The sequence below is a fragment of the Citrobacter sp. RHBSTW-01013 genome (assembly GCF_013781985.1).
Classification (GTDB): Bacteria; Pseudomonadota; Gammaproteobacteria; order Enterobacterales; family Enterobacteriaceae; genus Citrobacter; species Citrobacter braakii.
Genome location: NZ_CP056185.1, coordinates 508,767 through 525,205 on the forward strand (window position 1 = coordinate 508,767; position 16,439 = coordinate 525,205).

A 16,439-nucleotide genomic window follows, 5' to 3' on the forward strand; every position below is an offset into this window, starting at 1 on the left:
TAGCCCGCGGGTTGCCCTTCCGCTCTGATACGAGAATACGCATAGACTATGAAGCCAATTTTTAGCCGTGGCCCGTCGCTACAGATTCGCCTTATTCTGGCGGTGCTGGTGGCGCTCGGCGTTATTATTGCCGACAGCCGCCTGGGTACGTTTAGTCAAATCCGAACGTACATGGATACCGCCGTCAGTCCTTTCTACTTTATCTCAAATGGTCCTCGTGAATTACTCGACGGCGTTTCGCAAACGCTGGCTTCGCGTGACCAACTCGAACTTGAAAATCGGGCGTTGCGTCAGGAACTGCTGCTGAAAAACAGCGAGCTGCTGATGCTGGGGCAGTATAAACAGGAGAACGCGCGTTTGCGTGAGCTGCTGGGATCGCCGCTGCGTCAGGACGAACAAAAGATGGTGACGCAGGTCATCTCAACGGTTAATGACCCTTACAGCGATCAGGTGGTGATCGACAAAGGGAGCGTTAACGGTGTCTACGAAGGTCAGCCGGTTATTAGCGACAAAGGCGTTGTGGGTCAGGTCGTAGCGGTGGCTAAACTGACCAGCCGCGTGCTGCTGATTTGCGATGCGACGCATGCTCTGCCCATTCAGGTACTGCGTAACGATATCCGCGTGATCGCTGCCGGTAACGGCTGCACCGACGATCTTCAGCTCGAACACCTGCCGGCCAACACCGACATTCGCGTTGGCGATGTGCTGGTTACCTCGGGTCTGGGGGGACGTTTCCCTGAAGGCTATCCGGTTGGTGTTGTTTCTTCCGTTAAGCTGGACACTCAGCGCGCTTATACCGTGATTCAGGCACGCCCGACCGCGGGTCTGCAGCGTCTGCGTTATCTGCTGCTGTTGTGGGGCGCCGATCGTAACGGCGCAAATCCGATGACGCCCGAAGAAGTGCACCGCGTTGCCAATGAACGTCTGATGCAAATGATGCCGCAAGTTCTGCCTGCACCAGATGCCATGGGGCCGCCTGCGCCAGTGCCAGCTCCCGCCACAGGCGTGACTCCAGCGCCTGCGGGTACCACGCCGCCACAACCTGCTCCGCGTAAGCCGGGAGGACAGTAAGTGGCAAGCTATCGTAGCCAGGGACGTTGGGTGATTTGGCTCTCGTTCCTTATTGCACTGTTGCTGCAAGTCATGCCCTGGCCGGACGATATTCTGGTTTTCCGGCCAAACTGGGTACTGCTCATCTTGTTGTACTGGATCCTGGCGCTGCCGCATCGCGTAAATGTGGGCACGGGATTTGTGGTGGGTGCCATACTGGATCTCATCAGCGGCTCCACGCTTGGCGTGCGCGCATTGTCGATGAGTATCATTGCTTATCTGGTCGCGCTGAAATTCCAGCTATTCCGTAACCTCGCGCTCTGGCAACAGGCGCTGGTGGTCATGTTGTTATCACTGGTCGTGGATATTATTGTTTTCTGGGCCGAGTTTTTAGTGATCAATGTCTCTTTCAGACCCGAAGTGTTCTGGAGTAGTGTAGTGAATGGTGTGCTTTGGCCATGGCTATTCTTACTGATGCGTAAAGTCCGTCAGCAGTTTGCGGTGCAATAAGGTTGATATGAATACTCTGTATCTTGCTTCAGGTTCTCCACGTCGTCAGGAGCTGCTCGCTCAGCTTGGTGTTACCTTTGAACGGCTGGTGCCTGGGATTGAAGAACAGCGACACCCGCAGGAGAGCGCGCAGCAGTATGTTTCGCGTCTGGCACGCGAAAAAGCGCAGGCTGGCGTGGCGCTGGCGCAGCGCGATTTGCCGGTATTGGGTGCGGATACCATTGTTATCCTTAATGGCGAAGTGCTGGAAAAACCACACGACGACGCCCATGCCGCAGCAATGCTGCGCAAACTGTCGGGTAAAACGCATCAGGTCATGACCGCCGTGGCATTGGCCGACCGCCGGCACAGTCTGGACTGTCTGGTGGTGACGGATGTGACGTTCAGAGCACTAACCGATGAGGACATCGCGGGCTATGTTGCCAGCGGTGAACCAATGGATAAAGCAGGTGCATACGGTATTCAAGGGTTGGGTGGCTGTTTTGTCAGGAAGATCAATGGCAGCTATCACGCCGTAGTCGGCTTACCGCTGGTAGAAACGTATGAGTTGCTGACCAATTTTAACGCACTGCGTGAGAAAAGGGATAAACATGACGGCTGAATTGTTGGTAAACGTAACGCCATCGGAAACTCGGGTGGCTTACATTGATGGCGGTATTCTGCAGGAAATTCATATTGAACGTGAGGCGCGACGCGGAATCGTAGGCAATATCTACAAAGGTCGTGTAAGTCGTGTACTTCCGGGTATGCAGGCGGCTTTTGTAGATATTGGACTGGATAAAGCCGCATTTCTTCACGCTTCAGACATCATGCCGCACACCGAATGCGTGGCGGGTGAAGAACAAAAACAGTTCACCGTGCGCGACATTTCTGAACTGGTGCGCCAGGGCCAGGATCTGATGGTGCAGGTGGTAAAAGATCCGTTGGGTACTAAGGGCGCACGCCTGACGACGGACATCACGCTTCCTTCCCGTTACCTCGTCTTTATGCCAGGTGCTTCGCACGTTGGCGTTTCCCAACGTATCGAAAGCGAAACCGAACGCGAACGCCTGAAAAAAGTGGTGGCGGATTACTGCGATGAACAGGGCGGATTCATCATTCGCACAGCGGCGGAAGGCGTCTGCGAGGAGGATCTGGCCTCAGATGCTGCCTACCTGAAGCGCGTCTGGACTAAAGTCATGGAGCGTAAAAAACGCCCGCAAACGCGCTACCAGATGTACGGCGAACTGGCGCTGGCGCAGCGCGTGTTGCGTGATTTTGCCGATGCCCAGCTTGACCGGATCCGCGTTGACTCTCGTCTGACCTATGAAGCGTTGCTGGAGTTCACAGCGGAATATATCCCCGAGATGACCAGCAAGCTGGAACATTACAGCGGGCGCCAGCCCATTTTTGATCTCTTTGACGTTGAGAATGAAATCCAGCGCGCGCTGGAACGCAAGGTTGAACTGAAATCCGGCGGCTATCTGATCATCGATCAAACTGAAGCAATGACCACCGTCGATATCAATACCGGAGCGTTTGTTGGGCATCGTAATCTCGACGACACTATCTTTAATACTAATATTGAAGCAACGCAGGCCATTGCTCGTCAGCTGCGTCTGCGTAACCTCGGCGGCATTATCATTATCGATTTTATCGACATGAATAATGAAGATCACCGTCGACGGGTGCTGCACTCTCTGGAACAGGCGCTGAGCAAGGATCGCGTAAAAACCAGCATCAACGGTTTTTCTCAGCTGGGCCTGGTGGAGATGACGCGCAAACGCACGCGTGAAAGCGTGGAACATGTGCTGTGTAACGAGTGTCCGACCTGTCATGGGCGCGGTACGGTGAAAACCGTGGAAACTGTATGCTATGAAATCATGCGCGAAATCGTGCGGGTACACCATGCATATGACTCCGATCGTTTCTTGGTTTATGCATCTCCGGCAGTGGCTGAAACCCTGAAGGGTGAAGAGTCACATGCGTTGGCAGAAGTGGAAATCTTTGTCGGCAAACAGGTTAAAGTACAAGTCGAACCGCTGTATAACCAGGAGCAGTTCGACGTTGTCATGATGTAATCTGGCCTGGTAAACGCCCAATGGCGATACCTTGCAGGCCGGAGAAGGCGTTCACGCCGCCATCCGGCAAGACGGTTTTGTGAGTCACATTTTTTGGTAGACAAGGAGAGGCGCGTGAGGCGATTGCCGGGGATATTACTGCTCACTGGAGCCGCATTCGTTGTCATCGCAGCGCTGCTGGTCAGTGGGCTGCGCCTTGCGCTGCCTCATCTTGATAGCTGGCGTCCGGCCATCCTTGACAAGATTGAATCCGCTACCGGTCTGCCCGTCTCCGCCAGCCAACTTTCCGCTAGCTGGCAAAATTTCGGGCCTACTCTTGAAGCGCGCGATATCCACGCGCAGCTTAAAGATGGCGGTGAATTTTCGGTAAAGCGCGTCACATTAGCGCTGGATGTCTGGCAAAGCTTGCTGCACATGCGCTGGCAGTTTCGCGATCTCACCTTCTGGCAGCTGCAGCTGCGTACTAATACCCCCATCCAGCGCAGCGAAAGCGGTGATGGAATTGAAGCCGGCCACCTGAGCGATCTCTTCCTGCGTCAGTTTGATCATTTCGATCTACGCGACAGCCAGATTAGCTTTTTAACCCTCTCAGGCCAGCGTGCAGAACTGGCGATCCCGCAGCTTACCTGGCTTAACGGTAAAAACCGACATCGCGCTGAAGGCCTGGTCAGTCTCTCCAGTTTGACCGGGCAGCACGGTGTTATGCAGGTGCGAATGGATCTGCGTGATGACAACGGGCTGTTGAATAACGGTCGGGTCTGGCTGCAGGCCGACGATATCGACGTCAAGCCGTGGCTGGGTAAATGGATGCAGGATAATGTCGCGTTGCAAACCGCGCGTTTTAGCCTGGAAGCATGGATGACGATCAGAAAAGGTGTCGTTTCCGGCGGCGATGTCTGGCTGAAAAAAGGTGGGGCAAGTTGGCTGGGAGAGAGTCGTACGCACACGCTCTCCGTCGATAACCTGACGGCGCACATCAGCCGCGAACAGTCGGGCTGGCAATTCTCCATTCCCGATACCCGTATCACGATGGATGATAAACCCTGGCCAAGCGGGGCGTTAACGCTGGCCTGGATCCCTGAACAGGAAGTCGGCGGCGAGAATAACAAACGCAGCGACGAGCTACGCATCCGCGCCAGCAATCTGGAGCTGGCCGGGTTAGAAGGGCTGCGTCCGATGGCGGCCAAGTTATCGCCTGCGCTGGGTGATATCTGGCGGGCCACGCAGCCGAGCGGCAAAATAGATGTGCTGGCGCTGGATATCCCGTTACAGGCAACAGAAAAAACCCGCTTCCAGTCCTCGTGGACCAATCTGGCCTGGAAACAGTGGAAGCTGCTGCCAGGGGCAGAGCATTTCTCCGGTACGCTTGCGGGCAGCGTTGAAAACGGGGCGCTCACTGCTTCCATGAAGCAAGCTAAAATGCCGTATGAAACCGTCTTTCGCGCACCGCTGGAAATAGAGGATGGCGTAGCGACGCTAAGCTGGCTGAAGAATGATAAAGGTTTCCAGTTAGATGGGCGCAACATTGATGTTAAAGCGAAAGCGGTACACGCACGCGGTGGTTTTCGCTATCTGCAGCCCGCCAATGATGAGCCATGGTTGGGCATTCTGGCAGGTATCAGCACCGACGATGGCTCTCAGGCCTGGCGTTACTTCCCGGAAAACCTGATGGGCAAAGAGCTTGTTGATTACCTCAGCGGCGCTATTCAGGGCGGCGAAGCGGATAACGCCACGTTGGTGTATGGCGGCGACCCGCATCTGTTCCCGTATCTACACAATGAAGGGCAGTTCCAGGTACTGGTGCCGCTTCGCAATGCGAAGTTTGCTTTCCAGCCCGACTGGCCCGCGCTGACTGACCTTAATATTGAACTGAACTTCATTAACGACGGTCTGTGGATGAAGACCGATAGCGTTAATCTGGGCGGTGTGAAGGCCAGTAATCTGACGGCTAACATCCCCGACTATGCCAAAGAAAAACTGCTGATTGATGCCGACATCAACGGGCCGGGCAAGGCGGTTGGACCTTATTTTGATGAGACGCCATTGAAGGATTCACTTGGCGCTACGCTTGAGCAGTTGCAGATTGACGGCGATGTGAATGCTCGCTTACATCTTGATATTCCGCTAGACGGCTCGCTGGTTACCGCCAAAGGTGACGTCAACCTGCGTAATAACAGCCTGTTTATTAAACCGCTCGACAGCACGCTGAAGAATTTGAATGGTAAATTCAGCTTTATCAACGGCGATCTGAAGAGCGAGCCGATGACCGCGAACTGGTTTAATCAGCCGCTGAACGTCGACTTTTCCACGACCGAAGGGGCGAAAGCCTATCAGGTAGCCGTGAATCTGCAAGGTGACTGGCAGCCAAGCCGCATGGGGATTTTACCGGCGCAGGTCAACGACGCGTTGAACGGCAGCATAGCGTGGAATGGCAAGGTAGGAATCGATCTTCCGTATCATGCCGGGCCGACCTATAACGTTGAGTTAAAGGGCGATCTCAAGAATGTAAGTAGTCACTTACCTTCTCCGCTGAATAAGGCGGCCGGTGAGGCGTTGCCGGTGAACGTTAAGGCCAACGGCAATCTGCGCAGCTTTGATCTGACCGGCAACGCTGGCAGTAAAAATCATTTTAATAGCCGCTGGCTGCTGAATCAGAAACTGACGCTTGACCGCTCAATCTGGGCGTCGGAAAGCCGCACCGTGCCCGCGTTACCCGATCAACAAGGCATAGAGCTTAATCTTCCCCCTATGGATGGCGCGCAATGGCTGGCGTTATTCCAGAAAGGCGCTGTGGATAACGTGGGCAGCAACGCTAACTTCCCGCAGCGCATCACGGTGCGTACGCCATCGTTATCCCTGGGCGGTCAACAGTGGAATAATTTGAGTATCGTTTCTGAGCCTGCGAGCAATGGCTCCACCGTGCAGGCGCAGGGCCGTGAAATTAACGCCACGCTGGCTATGCGCAATAATGCGCCGTGGCTGGCCAATATTAAGTATCTTTATTACAACCCAAGCGCGGCAAAACCGTCACAAAATAGTACGCCAGCCTCGCCGTTCTCAGCCATCGACAACGTCAGCTTCCGTGGCTGGCCGGACCTTCAACTGCGCTGTGCCGAGTGCTGGATGTGGGGACAGAAATACGGGCGCATTGACGCCGATGTAGCGATTAAAGGCGACACGCTGACCTTGAGTAACGGTCTGTTGGATACGGGGTTTGCCAGACTGACCACCGACGGCGTGTGGGTGAATGCGCCGGGCAAGGAGCGAACGTCGCTGAAGGGTAAACTGAGCGGCAATAAAATTGACTCCGCAGCCGGTTTCTTTGGCGTATCAACGCCGATTCGCAATTCTTCCTTCAACGTGGAGTATGATCTGCATTGGCGTAATCCGCCGTGGGATCCTGATGTAGCCTCGCTGAATGGTATTTTGCGTACCCGGCTGGGCAAAGGCGAACTTACCGAACTCAGTACCGGACATGCGGGGCAACTGTTACGCCTGCTAAGCTTCGATGCGTTACTGCGTAAACTGCGCTTTGATTTTAGCGACACCTTCAGCGAAGGCTTCTATTTCGACTCGATTCGCAGCACGGCGTGGATCAAAGATGGTGTGATGCATACCGACGACACGCTGGTGGACGGTCTGGAAGCCGATATTGCGATGAAAGGTTCAGTGAACCTGGTACGCCGGGATCTGGACATGGAAGCCATTGTTGCACCAGAAATATCTGCCACCGTAGGCGTTGCCGCCGCGTTTGCCGTCAACCCGATTGTTGGTGCGGCGGTGTTTGCCGCCAGTAAGGTGCTGGGGCCGCTGTGGAGCAAAGTCTCGATTCTGCGCTATCGCATCACTGGTCCGGTCGATAAGCCGCAAATTAACGAAGTTCTGCGTCAGCCGCGCAAAGAAAGCCAGCAATGATTTGACGGGGGCGAGTAATTGCCCCAATCTCAGTACATAGTATTGCCGGATGGCGCAGCGCTTATCCGGCCTACAGCAGCCTAACAACGTAGGCCGGATAAGGCGTTTTTTCCGCTATCCGGCAGAATTAAATGAGTAATCAAAACGATGAGTCTGAACCTGGTAAGTGAACAATTGCTAGCGGCAAATGGCCTGAAACATCAGGATCTGTTTGCCATCCTGGGCCAACTGGCCGAACGCCGTCTTGATTACGGCGATCTCTATTTTCAGTCGAGCTATCACGAATCCTGGGTTTTAGAAGACCGCATCATTAAAGATGGTTCTTACAATATCGATCAGGGCGTTGGCGTGCGCGCCATCAGCGGCGAGAAAACAGGGTTTGCCTATGCAGACCAGATTAGCCTGTTGGCGCTGGAACAAAGCGCTCATGCCGCGCGTACTATCGTGCGTGACAACGGTGACGGCAAAGTAAAAACGCTGGGGGCCGTGGAGCATCAGGCGCTTTACACCTCGGTTGATCCGTTGCAGAGCATGAGCCGCGAAGAAAAACTGGATATCCTGCGCCGCGTAGACAACGTGGCCCGTGCCGCCGACAAACGCGTCCAGGAAGTGACCGCCAGCCTGACCGGTGTTTATGAACTGATCCTGGTGGCCGCGACTGATGGTACGCTGGCCGCTGACGTCCGCCCGCTGGTACGTTTGTCCGTAAGCGTACAGGTCGAAGAGGACGGTAAGCGTGAGCGCGGCGCCAGCGGTGGCGGCGGTCGTTTTGGCTATGACTATTTCCTTGGCGACCTCGATGGTGAAGTCCGTGCCGACGCGTGGGCGAAAGAGGCCGTACGCATGGCGTTAGTCAATCTGTCCGCGGTAGCAGCGCCTGCTGGTACGCTGCCGGTAGTACTCGGCGCTGGCTGGCCTGGCGTTCTGCTGCATGAAGCGGTCGGTCATGGTCTGGAAGGTGATTTTAACCGCCGTGGCACCTCGGTATTCAGCGGTCACATGGGTGAACTGGTGGCATCAGAACTGTGTACCGTTGTGGATGATGGCACAATGGCGGACCGTCGTGGTTCCGTGGCTATCGATGACGAAGGGACACCGGGTCAGTACAACGTGCTGATCGAAAACGGCATTCTGAAAGGCTACATGCAGGACAAACTGAATGCGCGCCTGATGGGCGTAGCGCCAACGGGTAACGGTCGCCGTGAATCTTACGCGCACCTGCCGATGCCGCGTATGACCAACACCTATATGCTGCCGGGGAAATCCACGCCGCAGGAAATCATCGAATCCGTTGAATACGGTATTTATGCGCCTAACTTTGGCGGCGGTCAGGTGGATATCACCTCCGGGAAATTTGTATTCTCGACGTCCGAAGCGTACCTGATTGAAAACGGTAAAGTGACAAAACCGGTGAAAGGCGCAACGCTGATTGGCTCCGGTATCGAAGCGATGCAGCAGATTTCGATGGTGGGTAACGACCTGAAACTGGATAACGGGGTTGGCGTTTGCGGTAAAGAAGGACAGAGCTTGCCGGTGGGCGTGGGCCAGCCGACGCTGAAGGTGGATAACTTGACCGTAGGTGGCACCGCGTAACGACCCGGTCGCCGGATAGCGCTCAGCGTATCCGGCCTGGAATGTGCGCTGGCACTGAATGTAGGCCCGGTAAGCAAAGCGCTACCGGGCTTTTTTATTTCTCTTTGCCCCGGCCGTACATCCCCTGAAACAGCTGCGCCACATCGACAAAATAATCCGTCAGATAGTTAATCACCACCTGGACCTTGAGCGGTAGTTTGTCTTTTTCGGTATACAGCGCATAGACCGGACGTGGATCCGACTGGTAGCGGGGCAGCAGGATCTCCACTTCACCACGATTGATCTCATTGATCACCCACATCAGCGGCACATAGGCAATGCCTGCGCCTGCGGCCAGCCAGCGCACCAGCGTCATCGGATCGTTAGTCACGAAGCGCCCCTCCGGGATCAGGCGGGTAGAGATCCCCTCCGGAGCGATAAGTTCGAATTCATTATCCGGGCGCACGCTGTATTCCAGCCACGAGTGGTTGCTGAGATCGGCGGGTTTTTCCGGCACGCCAAACTGCGCGAGATAGCTTTTAGCGGCGCAGACCACCATCGGCATGGTTCCCAGGCGACGTGAAAACAGGCTGGAGTCCTGCAACGCGCCGACGCGAATAACCACGTCCAGACCATCGGCGATTAAATCCGGTGCCGGGATGCCTGTTACCAGATTTACCGTCAATCCTGGATACTCTTTCAGCATCGTTGCGGTCAACCCAGCGAGGACATTTTGTGCCATGGTTGAAGAACAGCCAATGCGCAAGGTGCCGATGGGCGTGTTGTTAAAGGCATAAAGCTGCTCGTGAACATCCTGTGCTTCGTGCAGCATCCGGCGGCAGCCCTGATAATAAATTTTACCGGCTTCGGTTAGCCCAATGCTGCGTGTGCTGCGGTTTAGCAGCTTGACCTGTAGCTCATCTTCCAGTTTAGAGACCGTCTGGCTTATCGATGAAACGCTCATTTGTAGCTGTCTTGCGGCGGCGGTGAAGGAGCCCAGTTCGACAACTTTGGCAAACACCGACATACGTTTTAATCGTTCCATTGTTCACTCTGACTTAAAAGTGATTTAGATCACATAATATAGATAACAGCATAACAGTTACGTTAATATATTATTATTCAAATAACAGCTATGTCGCTCTCGCCTGGCTCATCCTTGCCCTTCTCTGCGGTGACATACGCTAGAAAATCTATCACCTGCACTCTCTTAAGCTACCAAGGTCAACATGAGTCTGTTTCCCGTTATCGTGGTGTTTGGTCTGTCCTTCCCACCGATTTTTTTCGAATTACTTTTGTCACTGGCGATTTTCTGGCTGGTGCGCCGGGTACTGGTTCCAACTGGCATCTATGATTTTGTCTGGCACCCGGCTCTGTTTAACACCGCGCTGTATTGCTGCCTGTTCTATTTAATAACGCGCCTGTTCGTTTGAGGTTGAAGTGAAAACACTAACAAGAAAACTCTCCCGTACGGCCACGACTCTCGTACTGGTCATTCTGGCCTTCATCGCCATTTTCCGCGCATGGGTGTTCTACACCGAGTCGCCGTGGACGCGTGATGCGCGCTTCAGCGCCGACGTTGTGGCAATAGCCCCGGATGTCGCCGGGCTTATCACTAACGTTAACGTTCATGATAATCAACTGGTGAAGAAAGACCAGGTCCTGTTTACCATCGATCAGCCGCGCTATAAAAAAGCGCTCGAAGAAGCGGAAGCAGACGTCGCCTACTATCAGGTGTTATCACAGGAAAAACGCCAGGAGGCCAGCCGTCGTAATCGGCTGGGCGTGCAGGCTATGTCTCGTGAAGAGATCGACCAGTCAAACAATGTCCTGCAAACCGTATTACACCAGCTTGCGAAGGCGCAGGCGACCCGCGACCTGGCGAAATTAGATCTGGAACGTACCGTCATTCGCGCGCCAGCAGATGGCTGGGTGACTAACCTGAACGTCTACAGCGGCGAATTTATTACTCGCGGCTCTACGGCGGTGGCGTTGGTCAAACAGCATTCTTTTTATGTGCTGGCCTATATGGAAGAAACCAAGCTGGAAGGCGTCCGCCCTGGGTATCGCGCAGAGATCACCCCGCTGGGCAGTAATCATGTGCTGAAGGGCACCGTTGATAGCGTGGCGGCTGGCGTAACGAATGCCAGCAGCACGCGGGACGCAAAGGGTATGGCGACCATTGATTCCAATCTCGAATGGGTGCGCCTGGCGCAGCGTGTACCGGTGCGAATTCGTCTTGATGAGCAGCAGGGAACCCTGTGGCCTGCGGGGACTACGGCTACCGTCGTCATTACCGGCAAGCAGGATCGCGATGCAAGCCGGGAATCCTTCTTTCGTAAAATGGCGCACCGCCTGCGCGAGTTTGGCTAATCGTGATGGGCATTTTCTCTATTGCCAACCAGCATATCCGCTTTGCGGTAAAACTGGCGTGCGCGATTGTACTGGCGCTGTTCGTTGGCTTTCACTTCCAACTTGAGACCCCGCGCTGGGCGGTGCTGACCGCCGCCATTGTGGCGGCTGGCCCGGCCTTTGCCGCTGGCGGAGAGCCCTATTCTGGTGCTATACGCTATCGCGGCATGCTGCGTATTGTCGGGACATTTATCGGCTGTATTGCTGCACTGATCATTATCATCAGCATGATCCGCGCCCCGTTATTGATGATCCTGGTGTGTTGTATCTGGGCCGGTTTTTGTACCTGGATCTCGTCGCTTGTGAAGATCGAAAACTCCTATGCCTGGGGACTTTCGGGCTATACGGCGCTGATCATCGTCATTACCATCCAGGCTGAACCGCTGCTGACGCCGCAATTTGCGCTCGAACGCTGTAGTGAAATAGTGATGGGGATTGTCTGTGCTATTGTGGCCGATCTGCTCTTTTCGCCCCGTTCGGTGAAACAGGAGATTGATGTCGAACTGGACAGCCTGCTGGTGGCGCAGTATCAGCTTATGCAGCTGTGCATTAAGCATGGTGACAGTGAAGAAGTGGACAAAGCCTGGGGCGATTTAGTCCGGCGTACGGCGGCACTGGAAGGCATGCGAAGTAACCTGAATATGGAGTCCTCACGCTGGGGGCGGGCTAACCGCAGACTCAAAGCATTGAACACGCTGTCACTCACGCTCATCACGCAGTCCTGCGAAACCTATCTTATTCAGAACACTCGACCCGAACTGATCACTGATACCTTCCGCGAGTTGTTCAATATGCCGGTTGAGACGGTGCAGGATGTTCATAAACAGTTGAAGCGGATGCGGCGGGTGATTGCCTGGACCGGCGAACGCGAAACGCCGATCACGATATATAGTTGGGCAGGCGCCGCGACGCGCTACCTGTTGCTCAAACGCGGTGTACTGAGTAATACCAAAATTAGCGCCACGGAAGAAGAGATCCTGCAAGGTGAGCCAGTAGTGAAGGTGGAGTCTGCCGAGCGCCATCATGCGATGGTCAACTTCTGGCGCACCACGCTTTCTTGTGTCCTGGGAACTTTATTCTGGCTGTGGACCGGATGGACCTCCGGCAGCGGCGCAATGGTGATGATTGCGGTTGTCACTTCGCTGGCAATGCGTTTGCCCAACCCGCGCATGGTGGCGATAGACTTTATTTACGGTACGTTGGCGGCGTTACCGCTCGGGGCGCTCTATTTCCTGGTGATTATCCCCAATACGCAACAAAGCATGTTGTTACTGTGCCTGAGCCTGGCGGTGCTGGGGTTCTTTCTGGGTATAGAGGTACAGAAACGACGGCTGGGATCAATGGGGGCGCTGGCCAGCACTATTAATATCATCGTGTTGGATAACCCGATGACCTTCCACTTTAGCCAGTTCCTTGACAGTGCGCTGGGGCAAATTGTTGGCTGCGTGCTGGCATTTATCGTCATTCTGTTGGTGCGCGATAACTCTCGTGACAGAACGGGTCGCGTGTTGCTCAACCAGTTTGTCTCGGCGGCGGTTTCAGCGATGACCACCAACGTGGTACGTCGTAAAGAAAACCATCTCCCGGCGCTTTATCAGCAGCTGTTTTTGCTGATGAACAAATTTCCCGGCGACCTGGCGAAGTTTCGCCTGGCGCTGACGATGATCATTGCGCATCAGCGCTTGCGCGATGCGCCGATACCGGTAAACGAGGATCTATCCACGTTCCATCGCCAGCTTCGTCGCACTGCGGATCACGTGATTTCCGCAGGCAACGACGACAAGCGCCGACGCTACTTTAGCCAGTTGCTGGAGGAGCTTGAGATCTATCAGGAGAAATTAATCATCTGGCAAGCGCCACCGCAGGTGACCGAGCCGGTAAAACGACTTAGCGGGATGCTGCACAAATACCAGCATGCGCTGACCAGTAATTAAGAGTTGGAAACCGACGCTAAAAGCGTCGGTTTTTTTATGGCTATACTTACCTGAAAATGCAGGAGGTTCCTGCATATTGATGGTCTGTAGAGTGACTGGCGTCGGGATGGTGGCTATAGATGAACATCTATACATTTGATTTTGACGAGATAGAAGACCAGGGGGATTTCTACCGTGAGTTTACGCGCGCGTTCGGTCTCGCCCGGGAAAAGGTGGTTGATTTAGATTCTCTGTGGGAGGTGGTTATCGGGGACGTTTTACCGCTGCCGCTGGAGATTGAATTTGTTCATTTGCCGGACAAGCTACGCAGGCGATACGGCGCGCTGATTTTACTGTTCGATGAAGCGGAAGAAGAGCTGGAAGGACAGTTGCGCTTTAACGTTCGTCACTCAATGTAAGGCATAAAAAAGCCCCCGGCAGGCGGGGGCAAGTCGTCGGACTAGACGACGAGGGTTTATTTGTAGAGTTCTGCAGTCGCGTGCCAGTGAGCGCCTTCACGGAGTTCGGTGACGCGATAGCTGCTGGCACCCGCTTTTTCAGCTTTAGCGGCGATAGCCTGACGCATGTCCATTGGTGAGCTACCGATCTGAGATACGGAGATGCTGCCCATGGATTGCAGGTTCTGTGCTTCTTGTGAGTTCACCTGAGTCACTGCGGCGCTTGCACCGAAAGAGAGAACAGAAAGAAGGCTTAAGGTTGCAATAGTTGTTTTGATTTTCATGATATTTACCTCGTCGAATTCTTTTATTGGGGTCTGCGTTTCGTGACCCTCATCACAAAATCAAGTATACACTAATCACTCGATAAATTAATACCACGCTAATTGTTTCCATGCGGATTAAGTGTTAAGAAAAATATTTTTTATAACCAAACAGAATTAAAAATAGGATTTTAAACATCGCTTTTATAATAAATTCAATTAAATCATTGAGATATGAATTTTTGCAAAATGTGCGTTTTTAACTCTTCATATTCGCTATGTGAATGACTTTTGACGGTTAAACGCACCATTTGTTAAATCAATGACAGTGGATAATAGAGGGAGGAGGGTGGATACAGAGGTTTTTCCCCCGCCGCGAGGCGACGGGGAGGAAGTATTACAGTTCTTGTTCGAACAGTTCCAGAATGGCTTCGTACAAATCTTTTACCGTAAAACCCTTAGCTGGGGTGGTGAAGATGGTATCGTCACCGGCAATTGTACCCAGAATACCTTCCGCTTTACCTAATGAGTCCAGCAGACGTGCAATCAACTGAGCAGCGCCAGGGCTGGTATGAATAACCACAACTGCATCGTTGTAATCGATATCCAATACCAGATTTTTCAGTGGACTGGATGTTGTAGGTACCCCTAACTCTGCCGGCAGGCAGTACACCATTTCCATTTTCGCATTGCGGGTACGCACGGCGCCGAACTTGGTCAGCATGCGAGAAACCTTGGACTGATTGATATTATCAAAGCCCTGATCCTGCAACGCGAGGACGATTTCGCCCTGAGAGCTGAACTTTTCTTCTTTAAGCAGCGCTTTAAACGCCTTTACTAATTCTTCTTGTTTTGCCGAGCTTCGCATAAGTCACCCGTAATATGGCGGTAGAAACAACATTATTGTGCATACAGATGAATTTTTATGCAAACAGTCTGCCTTGTTCAAGGCTGAAATAATGTTATGAAAGAGCGGAATTTTATCAAATTTCGTTATCAAGAAACATGCCTGTGTCACGGCTCGCAAATAAGGTTAAAAGTAAATTAAATGTTATCAAATTGATGTTGTTTTGAGAGGTGGGTAGGGTATATTGTCAGCACCTGTTGGAAAGTTGCTCTACTGTGCGGGTGGTTTTGAATTACGTAACTTAGGTTTTATTTTACGTAAGTTAAATGCATAAAAGCCAAATTTGCGTGACTACGCATTCTTGACGCGTGGTTGTTGTATTCGTTGGATTTGTGAATTAAGGTCGCCGCCGCGGAGCAATAGACACTTTGCTTATCAATATAATAAGGAGTTTAGGATGAAAGTTGCAGTCCTCGGCGCTGCTGGTGGTATCGGTCAGGCGCTAGCATTACTGTTAAAAACCCAACTGCCTTCAGGTTCAGAACTCTCCCTGTACGACATCGCTCCAGTAACGCCTGGCGTGGCCGTTGATTTGAGCCATATCCCTACTGCTGTGAAAATCAAAGGCTTCAGCGGCGAAGACGCTACCCCTGCACTGGAAGGTGCTGATGTGGTACTGATCTCTGCGGGTGTCGCACGTAAACCGGGTATGGATCGTTCCGACCTGTTCAACGTTAACGCCGGTATCGTGAAGAACCTGGTGCAGCAGGTTGCTAAAACCTGCCCGAAAGCATGTATCGGTATCATCACCAACCCAGTGAACACGACCGTTGCTATCGCTGCAGAAGTGCTGAAAAAAGCAGGCGTATACGATAAGAACAAACTGTTTGGCGTGACCACGCTGGACATCATCCGCTCCAACACCTTTGTTGCGGAACTGAAAGGCAAGCAGCCTGGTGACGTTGAAGTCCCGGTTATTGGCGGCCACTCTGGCGTGACCATTCTCCCGCTGCTGTCACAAATCCCTGGCGTGAGCTTCACTGAGCAAGAAGCGGCTGACCTGACCAAACGTATCCAGAATGCAGGTACTGAAGTTGTGGAAGCTAAAGCCGGTGGCGGATCTGCAACCCTGTCTATGGGTCAGGCTGCAGCACGTTTCGGCCTGTCACTGGTTCGCGCGCTGAGCGGCGAAAAAGGCGTGGTTGAATGTGCTTACGTTGAAGGCGACGGCCAGTATGCTCGCTTCTTCTCTCAGCCGCTGCTGTTGGGTAAAAACGGCGTAGAAGAACGCCAGTCTATCGGCAAGCTGAGCGCATTTGAGCAGAGCTCGCTGGAAGGTATGCTGGATACGCTGAAGAAAGATATCACCCTGGGTGAAGAGTTCGTTAAATAACGCCTTTATGTAGGCCGGATGGCGGTGTTTAACGCTTTATCCGTCC

14 protein-coding genes are annotated in these 16,439 nt (G+C 53.4%); 11 read left to right on the forward strand and 3 right to left on the reverse strand.

Going from position 1 to position 16,439, the window contains the following annotated elements; translation table 11 throughout:
- Positions 1-48 precede the first annotated feature (48 nt).
- The 6 genes from mreC (at position 49) to tldD (ending at position 9,128) form a co-directional block, all read left to right on the forward strand.
- Positions 49-1,071: a rod shape-determining protein MreC gene (gene mreC / locus HV350_RS02565; protein WP_016154716.1), complete on the forward strand. Its 1,023-nt coding sequence runs from the start codon at positions 49-51 to the stop codon at positions 1,069-1,071.
- Positions 1,072-1,560 carry a rod shape-determining protein MreD gene (gene mreD, locus HV350_RS02570; protein ID WP_003025196.1) on the forward strand — a complete coding sequence of 163 codons (489 nt, stop codon included), beginning with the start codon at positions 1,072-1,074 and terminating at the stop codon, positions 1,558-1,560.
- A gap of 7 nt (positions 1,561-1,567) precedes the next feature.
- Positions 1,568-2,161, forward strand: coding sequence for a nucleoside triphosphate pyrophosphatase (locus HV350_RS02575; protein ID WP_181629731.1), 594 nt, complete (start codon positions 1,568-1,570; stop codon positions 2,159-2,161).
- A complete protein-coding gene (gene rng, locus HV350_RS02580) occupies positions 2,151-3,620 on the forward strand; it encodes a ribonuclease G (protein WP_003828822.1) in 1,470 nt (489 codons plus the stop codon). Before HV350_RS02575 ends, rng begins: the two co-directional genes overlap by 11 nt.
- 114 nt (positions 3,621-3,734) lie before the next feature.
- On the forward strand, positions 3,735-7,535 hold the full coding sequence (gene yhdP / locus HV350_RS02585; RefSeq protein WP_181629732.1) for an AsmA2 domain-containing protein YhdP: 3,801 nt from the start codon (positions 3,735-3,737) through the stop codon (positions 7,533-7,535).
- 147 nt (positions 7,536-7,682) lie between these two features.
- Positions 7,683-9,128 (forward strand): metalloprotease TldD, encoded by a 1,446-nt coding sequence (tldD, locus tag HV350_RS02590; RefSeq protein WP_016154713.1) that lies wholly within the window; start codon positions 7,683-7,685, stop codon positions 9,126-9,128.
- A gap of 94 nt (positions 9,129-9,222) precedes the next feature.
- On the opposite strand, the gene aaeR is transcribed toward tldD, so the two are convergent.
- Positions 9,223-10,152: an HTH-type transcriptional activator AaeR gene (aaeR, locus tag HV350_RS02595; protein ID WP_016157586.1), complete on the reverse strand. Its 930-nt coding sequence runs from the start codon at positions 10,150-10,152 to the stop codon at positions 9,223-9,225.
- Between the two features lie 184 nt (positions 10,153-10,336).
- Here aaeR and aaeX point away from each other — a divergent pair, with 184 nt between their 5' ends.
- From aaeX to HV350_RS02615, 4 genes are all read left to right on the forward strand, one after another.
- A complete protein-coding gene (aaeX, locus tag HV350_RS02600; RefSeq protein WP_003025177.1) occupies positions 10,337-10,540 on the forward strand; it encodes a p-hydroxybenzoic acid efflux pump operon protein AaeX in 204 nt (67 codons plus the stop codon).
- A gap of 7 nt (positions 10,541-10,547) precedes the next feature.
- Positions 10,548-11,480 carry a p-hydroxybenzoic acid efflux pump subunit AaeA gene (gene aaeA, locus HV350_RS02605; RefSeq protein WP_016154711.1) on the forward strand — a complete coding sequence of 311 codons (933 nt, stop codon included), beginning with the start codon at positions 10,548-10,550 and terminating at the stop codon, positions 11,478-11,480.
- 5 nt (positions 11,481-11,485) lie between these two features.
- The gene (gene aaeB / locus HV350_RS02610) at positions 11,486-13,453 is read left to right on the forward strand and encodes a p-hydroxybenzoic acid efflux pump subunit AaeB (protein ID WP_047499757.1); all 1,968 of its coding nucleotides are present in this window, start codon (positions 11,486-11,488) and stop codon (positions 13,451-13,453) included.
- A gap of 119 nt (positions 13,454-13,572) precedes the next feature.
- Positions 13,573-13,851, forward strand: coding sequence for a barnase inhibitor (locus tag HV350_RS02615; protein WP_016154709.1), 279 nt, complete (start codon positions 13,573-13,575; stop codon positions 13,849-13,851).
- Positions 13,852-13,907: 56 nt separating this feature from the next.
- On the opposite strand, the gene yhcN is transcribed toward HV350_RS02615, so the two are convergent.
- Positions 13,908-14,174 carry a peroxide/acid stress response protein YhcN gene (gene yhcN, locus HV350_RS02620; RefSeq protein ID WP_003025165.1) on the reverse strand — a complete coding sequence of 89 codons (267 nt, stop codon included), beginning with the start codon at positions 14,172-14,174 and terminating at the stop codon, positions 13,908-13,910.
- Between the two features lie 376 nt (positions 14,175-14,550).
- Positions 14,551-15,021 (reverse strand): transcriptional regulator ArgR, encoded by a 471-nt coding sequence (gene argR / locus HV350_RS02625; RefSeq protein ID WP_003025162.1) that lies wholly within the window; start codon positions 15,019-15,021, stop codon positions 14,551-14,553.
- Positions 15,022-15,457: 436 nt separating this feature from the next.
- Between argR and mdh the strand changes: the two genes are divergently transcribed.
- Positions 15,458-16,393, forward strand: a complete 936-nt coding sequence (mdh, locus tag HV350_RS02630; protein WP_008785953.1) for a malate dehydrogenase — start codon at positions 15,458-15,460, stop codon at positions 16,391-16,393.
- Positions 16,394-16,439: the final 46 nt, after the last annotated feature.